The organism is Deinococcus humi (genome assembly GCF_014201875.1).
GTDB lineage: Bacteria > Deinococcota > Deinococci > Deinococcales > Deinococcaceae > Deinococcus > Deinococcus humi.
In genome coordinates this window covers 323944-340714 of record NZ_JACHFL010000004.1, presented here as the reverse complement: position 1 = coordinate 340714, position 16771 = coordinate 323944, and the positions used below count along the sequence as shown (strand labels likewise).

The following is a 16771-nucleotide window of genomic DNA, read 5'->3' as shown; positions in this document are numbered from 1 at the left end:
GGCGGACGCGCTGGCGTCGAATGATGTCGGAGACCTTGGGCCGCCGAGTGGCGTGCCAGAGGTTGCAGTGGGGGCAGAGGTAGGCCCGCCACGGCGGGTGGCAGCCACTCCGGCGCGGGGCGTAGCGCAGGCTCTCGCGCTGGGCTTCACCCGGCCCTCGGAATGTGGATTTCCCCGTCGTGGGGTACTTCGGGAGCATGGGTCACCTCCACGTCGGCCAGGAAGTGCGTCATGTCGCTGTGGCACTCCGGGCACAGCTCGCCCTCGCCCGTGCTGACCGCACAGGACCGGCACAGCCTCTTGCCACAGCAGCCACAGCGCAGACGGGTGGGTTCCTGGTGGCACTGGCGGCAGATGTCGGGAGAGCTCACAGCCCCATCTCCGCGTGAACTTCCCGGAGGGACTCGATCACCCCGGCCAATGCATCGCGCAGCACGCATTCCGCAGCCGTCTGCCAGGCGTGCTGGATGGACATGGGCAGCTCTTTCCACAAAGGCGCAATACGTCCATCGTAGGTGCGTCCACCCGTCGAGCGACGGTAGCCCTCATACGCGATCTGTCCACCAGTCTGTAAGGTCGTTTCAATATCCACGGCGTTCCTCCTCGGGCAGCAGCGCCAGCAGCGCGGCCCATTCGTCATCGGTGAGGGCATCCAGCTGGCTGGTGCGGGTTTCGATGGTTGCGTCCTCGCGCTCGTGCTTGTACAGGCGGGCATACAGGGGCGTCATGTTGTTGTTGACGACGAACTGGTCATCGTCGGCCCGCAGGCCAGAGTGGTAGCGCAGCACGTGGCACACCATGTCGGCGCTCACCCGGCGCGTGGGGTCCACGGCACGGTACTGATCGGCCAGCGTGCGGAATCCGGCGTACATCTCGGGGTGGTTCTTCAGGTGCCAGTGGTAGTACTCCAGCGGGTTGGCGCTGAAGGACGGCGCGGTCACGCGGGGTGTCAGATCGAGGGTCACAGGTCAACCTCCAGGTCCGGGCGAGGGGCGGGAATCCGGGGCTCGATCACGGTGGTCGGCGGCGGCTCACGAGCAGGGGGATCGCCTTCGCGCCGGAGCCTGCGCCAGCGTTGGCCGTCCAGGGACACCTCCAGCCACGCCCGGTAGGGGCCGTCCGAGATCAGCCGCACCTTCTGGACGGCATGAGTCACCAGCAGTTCCGCGAAGGGGCGCAGGCTGTTGCTCCCGCCAGGGCCGACTGGCTTGGCCGCGTGGGACAGGACCAGCACCACGCGCGGGAACGGGGCCAGCTCGAACGCCATGCCCTTGTAGTCGAAGGTCTCGGCATGCGGGTACTTGCCCATGGCCCGGATGTAGGCGTTGCTGACCAGGCCGAACGCGCAGCCAGTCTGTTCAAACGATTCGGTAGCGGCCAGCAGTTCGGCGGTAATGCAGACGGCGCGGATCTCCTGAGTGCGCGAGGTCATGCGGTGCGCTTCACTTTCGACAGGCCCGCGTCGGCCCGAAGTTTCGCGCTGTAGGTGTGCCAGTTGCGGTAACCATCCTGCACGGCCACCTGGTGGAGGCAGTTGCCGTAGGCGACATCGGCATGCCCCTGGCGCTTCAGCTCATCGTGTATGGCTCTGGCCCGCGCTTTCACATCGCGCACGCTCTGCGGATCGCTGTTCATTTCGCCCTCTTGACGCCATAGGCGCGGTCTAGGGCCTTCTCGATCACTTGGCCGCAACGGATGCAGGTGCAGTCGCCCGTGGTGGTGTAGCGGGGCAGCTTCTGGCCGTCCAGAGGAATCAGGGTGCCGCAGATGGTGCGGCGGCTGCCCGCCTGACGCAGGTGCACGGTGCCGGTGGGCATGACCACGTACTCGGCTGGATGACCCAGGTGGTAGCGCTCGCCCAGGTCGCGGGCCTTGTCGGGGTCGCACCTAAATTCAGGCTCAAAAGTGTGAAGGAGGGTCATTACAAGCCCTCCGGGATGTTGTCGGGCTCATCGGCCCAGCAACCAGAACCACCCGTGCAGGCACCGTACTCGCCGCAGCAGGGCAGGCCAGGGCGAAGGCTTTTCAGGCGCTCGTCAAGGGTTTCCGTCGAAGTGCCGCCATGCTCCTGGCGGGGATCGGCCTCCTCGCCCTTCCCGTGATGCGGCTGGGCCACCAGCGAACCAGGAACGGGGCCGAGGTTCATCCACTTGCGCCAGATGTGTTCGCGCAGCTCCCACTCGCCGTAGGTATAGGTGCCTGTGTTGGAGCGCTTCTTGTGCGACTCCATGGTCGTGATCCCGCACTTGCCGCAGGTCCGCACGTAGCCGTAGGGGTTGCGGCTGAAGTGGGCCACCATGTCCCAGCGGTGTTCGCACAGCTCGCCTGTGAAGCCCTCGCGGATGATTCGTGCACCGACGTATGCCCCAAGAGTCAGCGTCGGCTCCGTGCGTGGATCGTAGAAGCCGTGATCCTCGCCAATGTCCTCGCACACCTTGGCGCTAATCGGGCGGCCCGATGCGCGATAGGCCAGCAGGATCTTCTTGCCTTCCTGCTGACGCTCCAGAACGGTCACGCCGAAGGCACTCACGCCGCCACTCCAGCCACCCGGTACACCGCGCGCACCGTCTTCGTGTTCCGCGCGTGGTTCAGCCGTTCGACTTCCAGCCGTCGCTCGATGTAGCGCCGGTCTGCCAACTCCTCCAGCAGCTGCGCCTCGCTCAGCTTCTTGGCCAGGGCCTTGTCCACCACTTCGCCCGTGCCAGTGCCCTCGCGCACGATCCGGCGCAGGTCGTCGGCCAGGGCCAGCAGCTCGCCGGGTCTGTAATCGCAGGCGTGCACGTGGTCCACCTCGCTCCTCTGGCGGCTCAGCACATCACCGTTTTGCCAAGCGGGGTAGGAGATGGCCTCGGTCTTGACCACGCCCTGCAGGAGCATTCCGCCGAGGGCAATCGTGGCCAGAGTCAGGGTGATCAGCATGGGGGAACCTCCAGGGGCAGACGAGAGGGCGAGTTCAGCAGGGTGGCCAGCGCCTCCTCCGGCGTGGCCCCCTCGGCGGCAGGAAGCTGGTCGATCTCAATGCCCACGTCATCGGGGCCGGGGTAGGGGCCGGATTCCGGCAGGGCCACCCACACGCCGTCGTCGTCGCACCACAGGCGCACGTGCGTGCTCGAATTGGTGAGCATCACGTCGCGCACGGTCTGGCCACTCATGCCAGCCACTTCCCGCCCACGGCGGCCACGATGTCCTTGTCTTTGACCAGCTCGTCCAGCCGGCCCACGATGTGCAGGCCCGCCTGAACCTGGAGTCCGGCCCGCTTACGGCGCAGGAGATCGCGCTGGGCCTCGGCGGCGCGGATGGTGCCGTTCAGCTGGTCCAAACGGTCGGTGATTCCGGCGTATTTGAGGTCGTCTTCCAGGGCGATGGTCAGCGCGGCCTTGCGGTCCTCGGCGTTGGTGTAGCCGCCCTCCTTGCTGATGCGAATGCGGTGACGGGCCTCCAGCGCCTCCAGTTCACGCGCACGCTTGGCCTTGTCGGACTTCATGCCGTTGATCTGCCGTTCCTGCGCGGCGATCTGTTCGGGCAGGTCCAGCAGCTGGCGCAGGTCATCAACCGTGGGTTTCATGCGGCACCTCCGGGGTGTCGAGGATGGTGTTCAGGTAGTCGCGCAGCGCCCGCAGGTCGTCGTAGTCACCGGGCAGGTAGGTGTGCCCCAGGCCGTTGCCGCCGCGCCGCTCGCGGATCACCAGTGCCCCGCTGTTCAGCAGCATTCGGAGGGGGTGATTTGCACGGGTGGGCAAGATGTACGGGAACTCGCGGGTCAGATCGTGGGTGGTCAGCTGCCCGTGCTCGCGCACGAACTGGAGTGCCCAGCGCCGCACCGGGTGCAGCAACAGGCCAGCGGCGCGGCCCTCCGGCGTGGTCTGGTCGCCGTTCTTTCCAGCCAGGGCACGGTCCTGGGGCGGGTGTGCGCGGTTGCGAAGTGCAGGCAGGCGAGTGTCCATCAGTTGACCTCCAGGTCGGGAATGCCCATGCCGCCCGCCTCGTCTTCGCCAGCAACCTCCTCACACAGCACCCAGCGCTGCATCTGTCCGTAGCGCCCCTCGTGCAACTGGACGCGGGCACGGGCCACGATCACGCGCAAGGTTTTCAGGACGCCCATGCCGCGCCCAGGCCGCATCTCCTCAACCTCAAACACGCTGCCTTCGTTCAGCCACACGGCGTCGTAAAGCAGCACGATGAGCGCCTGTTTTGGCCAATCACCTTTGGGGGTGGCCTCGCAGATGTAGGTGGCGGCGTCCTTAGCCGCTGGCACCTTGGCTTCGCCTCCGTCTGGCATCTGAACCACAGCGAAGCGCTGGCTGTTGCTGCCCACACCGCTGGGACGGCGGTTGCCCCGACTCTTCTTCTCGGCGCTCACGACAGCACCTCGCTGGCCACCTTGCGGACATGCTCTGGCGTCAGATCGGCACGGGTCATGTCGGGGGCGCGCTTCAGGCCCTCGTCCAGGTGATCGAGCAGGGCCATGATCCGGCGCATCACGCCGCCCGTCGCGCCATGAACAGCGGCCAACGTTTTGGGGTTGTACCCCTGGCTGCCCAGCAGGCCAGCCAGATCCGTCAACTCAATGGGCTGCACCCGCCCGCGCACCCACGCACGGCTGGCAATGTCGCTGTGACGGTCCACCATCCGGTCCAGCCACGGGCTGCCCAACATGACCACCGTGGTCTGGCTCTGGTCCGCGATGTACTTCAGCACATCCATCGCGCGGTAGTTCAGGCGCTGAGACTCATCCAGCAGGATCACGAAGGATTGCTGTTTCAGGTGCTGGATCAGCACGCTGGTTCGCACTCGCCACGCCTCGCCCGCGCTGATTCGCAGGCGCTGGCACAGGTCTGCCACGACTTCACGGGCGTCGTATTCGGGGGGAACCTCCCAGTACAGGGCGCGAGGGTTGCTTTGGGCGTACAGCTTGGCCGCCGTGGATTTCCCCCCTCCGTGCTCACCAGAGATCACGCACAGCGGGCTGTGAATTTTCACGGCGTAATCAATGCGGCTCAGCACCAGCCGCACGGCGGGCGTGCTGTACACCGTGGGGGCCGGTGCGGGCGTTTCGACGGGGACCAGCTTCAAGTCGATGACCGGTTCGATATCGGCTTGTAGCTCAGCGTTCTTGGCAGGTTTCATCAGTTGTCCTCCCGGATGCGCCGCAACAGCTCATCCATGTCTTCGGCGGGTTTAAGGAAGTCCCCAAAGCCGTCCAGATCGGGTTGTGGGGCAGCCTCGGGTTGCAAAGCGGCAAGGCGAGCACGGGGTGCGGGCAGCGGCGCAGGTTGGACAATCACGTCCTCCATGCCCCGGTTCAGGTGGGCCTCGTAAGTGGCCGCAGGATTGAACAGCTCGCGGCGCAGGCCGTCGGCCTCGGCCAACTGCTCTTTGGTGGCTGCGCGGTTAGCGCGGCGCTGGGCAGCGGCTTCCAGCGAGTCTGCGGCGGTGGGCGCGGGGGCAATCGGTCCCAGCATTTGAAACCGGCCACTGCGATCCTCGTAGGCCGCCAATCTGCGCGGATCGCCCAGGGCAAATGCCTCGGTCATCACCACGACCTTCATGCGCTGGTATTGCGCGAGTCGTCCGTTCGGAGTGGTCCAGGCCACCTTGTCGATCAGCACGGTGCCGTCCGACCGCACCGTGCGCGGCTCCCAGCGAGCAAACAGCAAGCTCAGGTCGTAGAGATCGAGGTCGATCAGGGTAGAGGCGGGGGCGGTCTGGACGAAGTGCTGAAGGCGGGTCAGGCCGTGCACCACTGTCTGGTGATAGTCGGTGACAAGCCATTTAAGAATTACTTCCTGGTATTCGGCCAGCGTCAGCAGCCGCTCGTGCCGTGCGACGTTGCGCCCTTCACGTGCCCAGGCCAGGGTGTTCCTGTACAGGCGGTTCAGCTCATGATTGCTGCGCTTGGCAGCGTTCTCACCGCAGTAACCGACCAGGGCACGTTCTACCTGGTGCAGCGTTCCGAAAAACCGTTCCACCTTGCCGCGCGTGTGGGAAACCAGCGGCCTGGAATGAATAATCTCCATTCCGATGCCAGACACGATCCGGTGAAAGTGCGCGCTCTTGTACGTTTTCCCGTTGTCGATGTACAGCCGCCGCGCCACGCCGCGCATGGGCCAGTGGGCGTCCAATGCGCCGTATTTCCGCATGAGTGAGCGGGCCAACACCAGATCAGCCTGGTCCTGATCCTCACGGCGCGAGAACGAAATGCCCATGATGCAGCCGCTGTACACGTCAATGACAGCCTGCACACGCGGGCGGTAAATGGCGTCTTTGTCGGGATCGTAGACCATGATGTCGCACCTGGTCATGTCCATCTGCCACATGTCATTGCCATGCGCCGCCATGACCTGGCCGCTGTACGTGCGGATGTACTCCTTGCGGGCGTCGGCGTCGGCAAACAGCAGTCGCAACGTGGGGTCATCCAGCATTTCCTGACGTACTCGACGCACCGTGGCGACCGACAGTTCGATCACTCGTCCGCTCTTGCGCGGCACCAGTGCCAACTCTGGCACTCCGCGCGTCACGATGTCGTGGATCTTCCGGATACTCGTTCCAGGCGGATTGCTGATCAACGTGGACTGAACCACCTGCACCAGCTCGTGCGGAAGCCGATGCGCCCCTTTGTCCATGCGGGGTAATTTGCGTGCTGCGCGGGCCAGACCGACCATGCCCATGCTCTCAAATGCACTGATCCAACGTCGGATGGTCCGCGAACTGACGTCCTGGCTAGCGGCAATTTGCTCGATAGCCTCACGACGCTCAGGGCTGCCTGGGCGTTTGGTCAGCGCAGGCATAAGTGACTCGCGCAGATCGGTTGCTTCATCCAGATCGGTAGACGACAGCGGCGCAGATGAAACTTGATTGGACTGGCCCGTGATGGTCCGAGAGTCTCGGACCATCATTTCGAGTGATGGTGCGAGATCATCGCTGCTCTGAAGTGTTGTGGGTACTTTTGCTGTGTCAGGCGGGCTTAATAGGGCGTGATGGTGCGAGGTCTGGATGATGGTGTGAGGTGATGGTGCGAGGCTGCTCACACCATCACCTGTCACCCCGCTCAACATGGCCCTGGAAATGTCCCAGCCCAGGGTGGACGGGTCGTAGTAATTCGCGCGAGTTGCCCCTGCTGTATGCCGTTCAACGACCATCTCGCTGTAGGCAGGGCGGCCTTCTTTACGCAGAAGCGCCAATCGACGTTCAACCGTGGGTTTCGACTTGCCAAAAACCTTCTGACATTCCGCCATGTTGAGTAGCCAGACCTTTCTGGATTTCGAGTAGTGAGGACTCAGTACACTCACCTGGCCGCTTTCCTGGACATAGAATCCGCATAAGAGGATTCACTTGAGAAAAATTTTTGGCTTACCCGCAGGGCTTTCGCCAGTCGGTAAGCCGCATCAATTCCAATACGCTGTCCTCGCTGATTATGGATCAACATGTTGACGTATTGCGGAGAAAGCCCGCTTCTGTCGGCCAATTGCTTCTGCGAAAGCTTCAGCTCACGCCTGCGCCGGTCAATCTTCTCTCCAAGCATCTTGTCTCCTTACATTCAGCATAATCCGCGTAAGCGGATTTATCAACACACGTATGTGGATTTTCTGTATGCTTTTTGCATGACGCGGCGCGGGGCAAAAAATAAAGCAGCAGAGATGCGCGGACCGATCAACGGTCTGATTGTTGAATACATGAGAAAGCACAACGTGGAGAACGTTAGAGAGTTCGCTGACATCGTCGGAATCGGGCGCACCACCATCTATGACCTAGTGCGCGGGCGCTCGACAATCAACGGCGCTTGGATGAAGCCAAGCCTCGACACTCTTGTTAGGCTCGCAACGGTCCTGGAACGCCCCACGCACGAGCTGCTGTATCTCATTGACCCTGAAGCCCCAGGCGCAGACGTTCCTCTATCCGCAGAAGTCACTCAAGTTCCTATCGCCATCGCTGGCCACGCTGGCGCTGGCCCCGACCAGAACTTCAAGCTTGACGGTTACACCTATGTTGAGCGCGAATTTGCCACTGGACGCGAGTTGCTCGCTTTCCGCATCGTGGGCGATTCTATGGCTGGTGGAACGCACCCTATATACAAGGACGACCTGGTAATCGTAGATCGGCGTCTAGAGGGCGAGATCAACAGCGCCGTAGTCGCGCGCCTGATAGGCGATGGATACGTCTGCAAGCGCCTGCGCCCCGGCAATATTCTTGACAGCAGCAACCCTGAATTCCTCGACCCACAACAGGCAATCATCACCGGTGATCGGATCGACAAAATTATCGGTAAAGTTGTGCGGATCATCCACACCAGCCTCTGACCGTTGACACGTAATTTGACCCAAAACGAACGATAACCAGAAAACGAAATCGTTCCGCAAAAATTCACCACGTTCCAGATGAAAGCGAAACAACGCCCTCCCAGCGGGCGCTTTCTTTTGGTTGGTTCAGGCTGGTTCCGGTTGTTCCATTGACACCGAAGCTATACAGGGTAGGTAGATTAATTAGATAAACAACACCATCACACAGATTCCGGATACTTCGGGAGAGGGCCAGAGGCATCGCCCGCCTTCGACGTTGCGTAACCCGTTTCACAGTGCCGTCCCGAGTTCGTGCAGTACAAACTCACTTATGGCCCGCCCCCGCACGATTACCGATGAACAGATTGTGGAGGCCGCCCGGGAAGTCTTCCTGGAACAGGGCTTTGCCGCCACCACAACCGAAATTGCCCGCCGGGCCGGGATCTCTGAGGGCACTCTGTTCAAACGTTACGCCAGCAAGGAGGACCTGTTCGAGGCCGCCGTCGGCCTGCACGATTACGCCCACTGGCGCGCGGAATTGCTGGAACGGCTGGGGCAGGGTGAGGTCCGGCGCAATCTGGAAGGGGCGTTCATGGCGTTCCTGAAGGAAGCTGCCGCCATCATTCCAAATCTGATGACGGTGCTGTCACGCGGCCACGATCCCGAACACAACCGCATTCTGGAGCGCCTGGGAAACCCAGTGCGCCAGGACGCCGAGGTGTTGGCCCAGTATCTGCGGGCCGAGCTGGACCTGGGGCGGGTCCGTCCACTGGACGCCGAGGTCACGGCACTGACCATCCTGGGGGCGCTGACCACCTACGTCCATCAGGAACACATGATGGGCCAGACCGGGCGCGAGCCGATGGACGCCGGACGCTTCGTGCGCGGCATGCTGGACCTGCTGTGGCCAGGACTGGCCCCGTGACCGGGGACGCGATCCGTCCCGGATGTTCCACCTTTAGATGGTGTTGTCAGGGCAGGACAGGGTGTAGCATCTGGCCCGAAAGTAAGTAACCACTGCACAAACCCCGCCAAGATTCCTAGCTTGCCCCTCCCATCCGTCCTGTGTTCGTTTGAGGTTTACTCCATGACGCGACGTTTTTCCGCACTGTTTCTCACGGCGCTTCTAGGTCTGGGACTGCACACCCCGGGCCAGGCCCAGACCCCGACACCACCCCCGTCAGGTTCAACAACGCCCGCTTTACAACAGCCCTCCTCCACGGCACAGGTCCAGGCCGCACCGCTCACGCTGAACGGCGTCCTGACCCTGCTGCGGCAGTCGCCCGGCTGGCAATCGGCAGACCTGACCTACCGCGCCGCGCAACTCGCGCTAGACAGCGCCCGCACCCGCGCAGGCCTGTCCTTGAGCGTGGGAGTTGACAGCAGCCTGGTCAAGGTGCCGTGGGACACTGGCGAGTGGAAGGGCAGCGCCTCACTGAATGTCAGCGCCGCCCTGAACGTGTTGCCATGGTCTCCCGCCCGCGAGGCGGTTCGTAGCGCCGAACGGGCGCTGTCGGCATCGGCGGTCACCTTACGCGACAACCGCGCCACGCTGACCATTCAAGCCGCACAGGCCTTTGCCGGAGCGCGAAGCGCCGTGACCGGACTGGCCCAGGCCGACGCGCAACTGGCCCTGAGTGCCCGGCTACGGGCTGTGGCGGACGAACAGCGCTCGCAAAACCTGATCACCGAGGAAGCTGTGCTGGAGCGCCAGGCTGCCCTGGAATCGGCCCAGGCCGCGCGCGAGAAGGCGGCGCGCGGCGTGACCCTGGCCGCCGCACAACTGACCCGCGTGCTGGGGCAGCCCCTGACGCTGCCCACCGATCTGAGGAGCCTGGGCGGCCTGCCCACGCTGAATCCCTCGAATGACCTGAACACCCTGCTGGCCCGCGCCCTGAATGCCCGTCCGGAAATCGCGCGCGCTGAGGTCTCGCTGGCCGACGCGCAGGCTGCGCTGGCCGCTGCCCAGCGCAACGCCCGCCTGCCGGACCTGACCGCCGGTATCCGCGCCGGACAGCTCAGCGACGGTCAGGGCGGCTCGGGCCGGGTGGTCAGCGGCAGCTTGAACGCCAAGACCGGCGTGCTGGGCGTCCAGGCCAGCATTCCGCTCAAGGACACTGGCGATATTCCTGGTGGGGTCACGCTGTCGCTGAGCGGCACATACACCCTGCTGGGCGGCGCGGCAGCTGGCGAGCTGGCACAGGCCGTTCAGGGCCTGCAGCAGGCGCAACTGGGCCTGAGCACCGCCCGGCAGGGGGTGGAACTTGATGTGCGCACCCGACTATCTGGTTATAAGGACGAGCTGGGCGGGCTGACCAGCCTGCAGACCGCGCTGACCCGTGCCCAGACTGCGCTGGCCAGCGCGCGCGCCCGCGTGGACGCTGGGCTGGCGACGCCGCTGGACGTTTCACAGGCTGAACTGGGCGTGATGCAGGCGCAGAACGCCCTGGACGCCCAGAACGCTGCCGTGGCACTGGCCGCGCTGCAATTGCTCCAGGCGACGGGCGAACTGGATCCGGTGCTGCTGGGCCAGCTCCCGGCGCTGCCCACCACGCCTGCTCCGGCCCAGGTCTCCCCTCCCCCATCACCCGGCGCAACGCCAGTCCCACCGCCCACCGAACCCAGCCCATCTACCGAAACCTCCGGAGGCCAACCATGACCCACCACACCCCCACAGTCCGCATCCTAACCGTCCTGCTCGCCCTGAGTCTGGGCCACGCCGCCGCGCAGGACGCCGTGAAGCTGACCCTGTCGGGCGCCGTCTCCCGCGCCCTCGCCAGCGGGCCGGACGTCACCACTGCCCGCGCCAACCTGCAAAAGGCCCAGGCCAATCTGCGGGCCGTGCGCGCCGATCCCACCAGCATCATCACCACGCTGACCCAGGCCGAGCAGGACAACGCGGCGGCCGCCATCACGCTGGACAGCACCAAACTGAACGTCGCGCAGACCGTCATCTCGCAGTACCTGGCGGCCTACGAGGCAGGCGGGCGAATTGCCCTGAACAGCGCACAGGTGGCGCTGGACAAACGCAACCTGCAGATCGCGCAGGCCCGCCTGGCTGCCAGGGTCGCCACCCAGCTCGACGTGAACCGCGCCCAGACCAGCCTGAACAGCGACACCCAGGCCCTGGCCGACGCGCAGGCGCAGCTTCCTGTACTGAAAGCCGGGCTGGCCCGCACCCTTGGCCTGCCCACCGGCACGGCCCTGACCCTGGCCGATCCGCCCGCGCCGCCCAAGCTGGGCACCAGCCTGGCCACGCTTCAGACGGGACTGGACAAACGCCTGCCCTCGCTGAGCCAGGCCAGCAACGGCCTGAGCTTCGCGGCGCTGCAGGTCAGGCTGGCCGACAATGACTACACACCCGCCCGGACCCTGGAAGACGCCCGCACGGCCCAGGCCAACGCTCAGCGGAGTCTGGATGACGCCGTGAAGGCTGCGTCGACAGGCGTACGCGATGCCTACCGCGCCGTGCAGAATGCCCAGGAACAGGTGGATATTGCCCGTCAGCAGAGCACCAATGCCCAGACCACCCTGACCCAGGCGCGCGCCCGCCTGAAGGCCGGGACCGCCGCCGCCGTGGAGGTCCAGCAGGCCGAGGTTCAGGCGCAGCAGGCTGACTTCGCGGTGGTTCAGGCGCAGGACGGGCTGTGGAAGGCTCTCGCGGCGTTGGGGGCGGCCTCCGGCGTGGACGTGACCGGACTGGCAAAATGAGACGGCTGCTTCCATTCCTGACCCTGCCCCTGCTGCTGGCAGCGTGCTCACAGCCAGGCGAGCAGGCCAAGTCCACAGGCAATGACCTGACCACCGCCCCCGCCAAGTCCACCGTGCTGAACGTGCAGGTGGTCACGGCCAGGGAGGGCACCCTGAACGTGCAGCGCAGCGCCAGCGCCATCATCACGGCGCAGAAGGATTCACAGGTGGCCACCCAAAGCGGCGGCACCGTGACGCGGGTGCTGGCCGACGAGGGTGAACAGGTGAGCGCCGGGGCCGTGGTGTTGCAGCTGGACGACACCCAGCAGCAACAGGCGCTGGACAACGCCCGCCTCCAGCTCCAGCAGGCCCAGATCAACCTGCAACAGACCCGCGACTCCACGGCCAATGCCAGCGCCTCGCTGTCTGCCGCAGTCTCTTCGGCAGAGGCCACGCTGGCCCAAGCGCAGCAAAACGCCCAGAGCGCCGAGACGCTGTACGGGCTGGGCGGGATCAGTCTGGCGGACCTGCAGGCGGCGCGGGCCACGCTGGCGCAGGCACAGTCGGGCCTGTCTGCCGCAAAGAACAACCTGACACAGAACGGGCGCAGCGCCCAGGGCAGCGTGCCGCTGCAACAGGTGGCGCTGGAAACGGCGCAGGCGGGTGTCAGGCAGGCCGAGGAAAACCTGGCCCGCACCGCCGTCAAGGCGCCCTTCGATGGAACGGTGGCGAACATCAGCGCGAAGGTGGGCGAGTTCGCCGGACAGGGGACGCCCGTCTTCCGGCTGGTCGATCCTGGCAGCATCCGCGCCAAGTTCAGCATTCCCAGCAGCGACGCCTTTGCCCTGACCGACGGCACCCAGCTCAATCTGGGCTACGGCGGTGTCAATTACGTGGCTACCGTGCAGGGCAGCCCCGGCATCGCGGGCAGTGACCGACTGGTGCCCATCACCGCGCGCATTCAGGGCGGCGAGAAGCTGCCGGTGGGCGCGGCGGCCCAGGTGCGCTACCGCGCCAATCTGGGCAGCGGCGTGCTGATTCCCAGCAGCGCCGTGCAGGTGGACGACGGCGAGAACGCCGTTTACGTGGCGGCAGACGGCAAGGCCGAGCGCCGGGTGATCCGCGTGATCGCCGAATCCGGCGGTCAACTGGCCGTGGACGGCCTGAACGCGGGGGTGGCCGTGATCAATCCGCTGCCCGCCAGCCTGCAGGACGGCGCGGCCATCTCGGTGGCCGGGGCCGCGCCCACGGCGGCTGACGAGGCCGAAGAGGGCGAGACGGGGGGCGACGCGCCATGAGCACCCACGAATCCGATGAACTGAACGCCCCGCGCGGCACGCTGCCCGACGGCACACCGGAACCGGCAATCAATCCCTTCGTGCGCTTCAGCGTTCGCAACTACGTCTTTTCCATCGGCATCTTCGTGCTGGTGGCGCTGCTGGGGCTGGTGTCGGTGTTCCGGCTGGGCGTGGAACTGCTGCCCAACTTCGAGGTGCCGGTGCTGGCGGTCAGTACGGCCTATCCGGGTGCGAATCCCGATCAGGTGGACCGCGAGGTCAGCCGCAAGATCGAGGACGCGGTCAGTACCCTGGCCGGCGTGGTGGACATCAACACCACCTCCGTGAGCAACCAGTCGGCGGTGATCATCACCTTCGCCGACAACACCGACATCGACTCGGCAGCCAACAGCGTGTCGCAGGCGGTGGCCGCCATTCGCGGCGTTCTGCCCGGCAGCGCTGAGGCCCCGGTCGTTCAGAAGTTCGATCCCAACGCCACTCCGATCCTGTCGCTGGCCCTGCTGGGCGGCAGCGCCAGACCCGACGACGTGACGGCCTTCGCCGAGGACACCCTGGTCCCCCGGCTGGAGCGCGTTGAGGGTGTGGCCGACGTGAACCTGTCGGGCGGACCGGAGCGCAAGATTCAGGTGCTGCTCGATCCCGCCAGATTGCAGAGTTACAACCTGACGCCCGCGCGCGTCACCGGGGCCATCGGCGGCTCGGCGCTGGACCTGCCTGCCGGAACGGTCACGCAGGGCGGCAGCACCACAGGCTTTAGCACGCGCAACACGCCGCGCAGCGCTGCCGATGTGGGCCGCATCATCGTCGATCCGGCCACCGGGCTGCGCGTGGCCGATGTCGCCAGCGTGCGTGACGGCAGCGCGTCGGCCACCTCCTTCGCGCGGGTCAACGGTCAGCCCGCCGTGCTGCTCTCGGTGCGCAAGGCCTCGGGCACCAACTCGGTGGCCGTGACCGACAACGTCCTGGCGGCCATGAAGGAACAGCCGCTGCCCCGTGGCTACAGCCTCAAGCTCGCCAGCGACACCACCCGTGAAACGCGCGCCACCGTCTCGGACACCTTCAAGGAATTCCTGATCGCCGTGGGCGCCGTGGGCATCATCTGCCTGCTGTTTCTGGGCCGCCTGAACACGGTGTTCGCGGTGATTCTCGCCATTCCGATCTCGATCAGCGCCGCGCCGCTGCTCTTCGGGGTGCTAGGCTTCACCTTCAACATCATCTCGCTGCTGGCGATCATCGTGGCGATTGGCATCGTGGTGGACGATTCCATCGTGGTGGCCGAGAACGTGCAGCGCTACCGCGACATGGGATACAGCCCGGTGCGCAGCGTGCTGCTCGGGGCCAGCGAGGTCTTCTCCGCCGTGACCGCCGCGTCGTTCTCGCTGCTGGCCGTCCTGATTCCGCTGAGCTTCTTTCCCGGTATCCTGGGCCAGTTCTTCAGCCAGTTCGGGCTGGGCATCGCGGCGGCCATCACGCTGTCGTGGCTCGAAAGTCTGCTGTTCCTGACCGTCCGCATGACCTACACCACCGAGACAAGGGCGGTGGCGTGGAGCGATCTGCCCGGCGTCCTCGCCCGCCTGCCCGAACTGTTCCGGCGGTCACTGGTGGGTGTGCGGACAGTGCCCGGCTTCCTGGGGCTGGCGCTGGGCGGCGCCATCGGAGCGCTGGCCCTGTCCCGCAGCGGCCTTCCGCTGCCGGTCACGCTGGCGCTGGCCGTGATCCTGGCCCCGGTCGTGCTGACGCTGGTACGCTACGTCCTGAGCGTGCTGTACGCCGTGTTGGAGGCGCTCACCGGCACCCTGCACGGCATCACCCTCAACGCCGTGCAAGGCACCGCCCGCGCATATGCCCGCAGTCTGGGCAGCGCACTCAAGCGCCCCTGGATGGTCATGCTGGCGGCCCTGGCCTTCATGGGCAGCGTCGCGATGATCGCGCCGAGGCTGGGGTTCGCCTTCGTGCCGCAGACCGACAGCGGCATTCTAAATGTGGACCTGAAGCTGCCGGTCGGTACCGATCTGGCCACCACCAACGCCCTGACCCGCCAGATCGAGGACAGGCTGCTGGCCAGGGACGAGGTGCGTCTGGTGCAGACCAGCGTTGGGAACGGCAGCCTGGTGGGCGGCAACAGTGCCAATGCGTCGAGCCTGACCCTGACGCTGGTGCCCAAGGAGGAACGCGCCGGGCTGGAGGCACTGAGCGCCGAGTACCGCAAACTGCTTGCCCCGCTGATTGCGGATCGCCCCAGCGCGGAACTGACGGTGGCCTCCCAGCAGGCCGGCCCCGGCGGCAGCGCCGACATGACGCTGGCGCTGACCGCCCCCAACCAGAGCCTGCTGCTGGAGCGCAACCGCGACGTGGTCCGTCTGCTGCGCCAGGATCCCAACATCCGCACGATCACAAGCAGCCTGAGCGCCACCACCCAGGAGCGCACCTTCATTCCTGACGCCAACAAACTGTCCGGCACTGGCCTGAGCGCCAGCGACGTGGCGCAGGCGCTGCGGACCTACAACGACGGCAGCGTGGCGGGCAGCGTGCGTGACGGTGACCAGAGCGTCGACATCGTGGTGCGGCTGGACCCCTCGCTGATCCGCGACGAGCAGAGCCTGCTGTCCCAGACGGTGTATTCCTCCGCGCTCAATGCCAATCTGCCCCTCAGCGGGCTGGGCACCTTCCAGGTGGGCCAGGCGCCGGCCACCCTGAGCCGCCTGAACAAGGCCTACACGTCCACGCTGGACATCAACCTGGTCCAGGGCGGCCCCAACCCGTTCGCGTATCAGGCCGAGCTGGAAAAGCGCGTGGCCGACGCCGGCCTGCTCAGGAATGGCGTCACGCTGGGCAACGCGAGCGCGTTCGGCAGCGCGGGCCTGACCAAGGATCTGGTCTTCTTCGGACCGATCATCATGGTGACCTCCATCCTGCTGACGTACCTGGTGCTGGGCAGCCAGTTCAACTCGTTCCGTTACCCTATCTACCTGCTGTTGCCAGTGCCGATCGCAATTGTGGGCGCGCTGTGGACGCTGGGCCTGTTCGGGGTCAATCTGGACGTGATCACGGTGCTGGGCATGGTGATCCTGCTGGGCCTGTCCACCAAGAATTCCATTCTGTACCTGGAATTCGTGACCGAGCGCGCCCGCAGCCTGCCGTTGCGAGAAGCCCTCATCGAGGCCGCCGAACTGCGCTTCCGTCCGATTCTGATGACCACGCTGACGGTGCTGGTGATCAGCATTCCCCTGATTCTCGGACAGGGCGACGGCGCGGAATTCCGGCGGGGCCTAGGCATCGTGATTCTGGGCGGCGTCGTGACCTCCACCCTGCTGACCTTTTACGTGGTGCCCACCGTGTTCTGGCAGTTCGAGCGCCGCAGGGTCAAGCCGGACGCCCCGTCTGGGGTCACGGGAACGCTGGCGCACGGCGACTGAGCGCCGCCTTGAGATTGAAAACCCCCTCCCATCATCGGAGGGGGTTTTCGTTTGAAGAGGCCCAAAGGGTGGTCATACGTTGAACGTTGAA

The 16771-nt window shown here is 65.4% G+C and carries 21 protein-coding genes; 6 read left to right on the top strand and 15 right to left on the bottom strand.

What is annotated here, in order from left to right; genetic code table 11:
- Positions 1–146 precede the first annotated feature (146 nt).
- The 15 genes from HNQ08_RS10585 to HNQ08_RS10515 form a co-directional block, all read right to left on the bottom strand.
- Entirely contained in the window at positions 147–371 is a 225-nt protein-coding gene (locus HNQ08_RS10585; RefSeq protein ID WP_184131259.1) for a hypothetical protein, read from the bottom strand.
- On the bottom strand, positions 368–592 hold the full coding sequence (locus HNQ08_RS10580) for a hypothetical protein (RefSeq protein WP_184131256.1): 225 nt from the start codon (positions 590–592) through the stop codon (positions 368–370). Before HNQ08_RS10580 ends, HNQ08_RS10585 begins: the two co-directional genes overlap by 4 nt.
- Positions 582–965 (bottom strand): hypothetical protein, encoded by a 384-nt coding sequence (locus HNQ08_RS10575; protein WP_184131253.1) that lies wholly within the window; start codon positions 963–965, stop codon positions 582–584. Before HNQ08_RS10575 ends, HNQ08_RS10580 begins: the two co-directional genes overlap by 11 nt.
- On the bottom strand, positions 962–1432 hold the full coding sequence (locus HNQ08_RS10570; protein WP_184131250.1) for a hypothetical protein: 471 nt from the start codon (positions 1430–1432) through the stop codon (positions 962–964). The genes HNQ08_RS10575 and HNQ08_RS10570 overlap by 4 nt, the downstream gene beginning before the upstream one ends.
- The gene (locus HNQ08_RS10565; RefSeq protein ID WP_184131247.1) at positions 1429–1635 is read right to left on the bottom strand and encodes a glyoxalase superfamily protein; all 207 of its coding nucleotides are present in this window, start codon (positions 1633–1635) and stop codon (positions 1429–1431) included. Before HNQ08_RS10565 ends, HNQ08_RS10570 begins: the two co-directional genes overlap by 4 nt.
- Entirely contained in the window at positions 1632–1922 is a 291-nt protein-coding gene (locus HNQ08_RS10560; protein ID WP_184131244.1) for a hypothetical protein, read from the bottom strand. The genes HNQ08_RS10565 and HNQ08_RS10560 overlap by 4 nt, the downstream gene beginning before the upstream one ends.
- On the bottom strand, positions 1922–2530 hold the full coding sequence (locus tag HNQ08_RS10555) for a hypothetical protein (RefSeq protein WP_184131241.1): 609 nt from the start codon (positions 2528–2530) through the stop codon (positions 1922–1924). The genes HNQ08_RS10560 and HNQ08_RS10555 overlap by 1 nt, the downstream gene beginning before the upstream one ends.
- Positions 2527–2919 (bottom strand): hypothetical protein, encoded by a 393-nt coding sequence (locus HNQ08_RS10550; RefSeq protein WP_184131238.1) that lies wholly within the window; start codon positions 2917–2919, stop codon positions 2527–2529. The genes HNQ08_RS10555 and HNQ08_RS10550 overlap by 4 nt, the downstream gene beginning before the upstream one ends.
- Complete coding sequence (locus tag HNQ08_RS10545; protein WP_184131236.1) at positions 2913–3152, bottom strand: hypothetical protein; 240 nt, start codon at positions 3150–3152, stop codon at positions 2913–2915. The genes HNQ08_RS10550 and HNQ08_RS10545 overlap by 7 nt, the downstream gene beginning before the upstream one ends.
- On the bottom strand, positions 3149–3565 hold the full coding sequence (locus tag HNQ08_RS10540; RefSeq protein WP_184131233.1) for a hypothetical protein: 417 nt from the start codon (positions 3563–3565) through the stop codon (positions 3149–3151). The genes HNQ08_RS10545 and HNQ08_RS10540 overlap by 4 nt, the downstream gene beginning before the upstream one ends.
- Positions 3549–3944 carry a hypothetical protein gene (locus tag HNQ08_RS10535; protein WP_184131230.1) on the bottom strand — a complete coding sequence of 132 codons (396 nt, stop codon included), beginning with the start codon at positions 3942–3944 and terminating at the stop codon, positions 3549–3551. Before HNQ08_RS10535 ends, HNQ08_RS10540 begins: the two co-directional genes overlap by 17 nt.
- Positions 3944–4360, bottom strand: a complete 417-nt coding sequence (locus HNQ08_RS10530) for a hypothetical protein (RefSeq protein WP_184131227.1) — start codon at positions 4358–4360, stop codon at positions 3944–3946. Before HNQ08_RS10530 ends, HNQ08_RS10535 begins: the two co-directional genes overlap by 1 nt.
- The gene (locus HNQ08_RS10525) at positions 4357–5127 is read right to left on the bottom strand and encodes an AAA family ATPase (RefSeq protein WP_184131224.1); all 771 of its coding nucleotides are present in this window, start codon (positions 5125–5127) and stop codon (positions 4357–4359) included. The genes HNQ08_RS10530 and HNQ08_RS10525 overlap by 4 nt, the downstream gene beginning before the upstream one ends.
- A complete protein-coding gene (locus HNQ08_RS10520) occupies positions 5127–6896 on the bottom strand; it encodes a DDE-type integrase/transposase/recombinase (RefSeq protein ID WP_184131221.1) in 1770 nt (589 codons plus the stop codon). The genes HNQ08_RS10525 and HNQ08_RS10520 overlap by 1 nt, the downstream gene beginning before the upstream one ends.
- Before the next feature lie 389 nt (positions 6897–7285).
- Positions 7286–7522 carry a helix-turn-helix domain-containing protein gene (locus tag HNQ08_RS10515; protein ID WP_184131217.1) on the bottom strand — a complete coding sequence of 79 codons (237 nt, stop codon included), beginning with the start codon at positions 7520–7522 and terminating at the stop codon, positions 7286–7288.
- Positions 7523–7601: 79 nt separating this feature from the next.
- Here HNQ08_RS10515 and HNQ08_RS10510 point away from each other — a divergent pair, with 79 nt between their 5' ends.
- The 6 genes from HNQ08_RS10510 (at position 7602) to HNQ08_RS10485 (ending at position 16680) form a co-directional block, all read left to right on the top strand.
- On the top strand, positions 7602–8297 hold the full coding sequence (locus HNQ08_RS10510) for a LexA family protein (RefSeq protein ID WP_184131214.1): 696 nt from the start codon (positions 7602–7604) through the stop codon (positions 8295–8297).
- A 310-nt stretch (positions 8298–8607) separates the two neighbouring features.
- Positions 8608–9201 (top strand): TetR/AcrR family transcriptional regulator, encoded by a 594-nt coding sequence (locus HNQ08_RS10505; protein WP_184131211.1) that lies wholly within the window; start codon positions 8608–8610, stop codon positions 9199–9201.
- Positions 9202–9363: 162 nt separating this feature from the next.
- A complete protein-coding gene (locus HNQ08_RS10500; protein WP_184131208.1) occupies positions 9364–10935 on the top strand; it encodes a TolC family protein in 1572 nt (523 codons plus the stop codon).
- Positions 10932–11987, top strand: coding sequence for a TolC family protein (locus HNQ08_RS10495; RefSeq protein WP_184131205.1), 1056 nt, complete (start codon positions 10932–10934; stop codon positions 11985–11987). Before HNQ08_RS10500 ends, HNQ08_RS10495 begins: the two co-directional genes overlap by 4 nt.
- Positions 11984–13264 carry an efflux RND transporter periplasmic adaptor subunit gene (locus HNQ08_RS10490; RefSeq protein WP_184131202.1) on the top strand — a complete coding sequence of 427 codons (1281 nt, stop codon included), beginning with the start codon at positions 11984–11986 and terminating at the stop codon, positions 13262–13264. The genes HNQ08_RS10495 and HNQ08_RS10490 overlap by 4 nt, the downstream gene beginning before the upstream one ends.
- Complete coding sequence (locus HNQ08_RS10485; RefSeq protein ID WP_184131199.1) at positions 13261–16680, top strand: efflux RND transporter permease subunit; 3420 nt, start codon at positions 13261–13263, stop codon at positions 16678–16680. The genes HNQ08_RS10490 and HNQ08_RS10485 overlap by 4 nt, the downstream gene beginning before the upstream one ends.
- Positions 16681–16771: the final 91 nt, after the last annotated feature.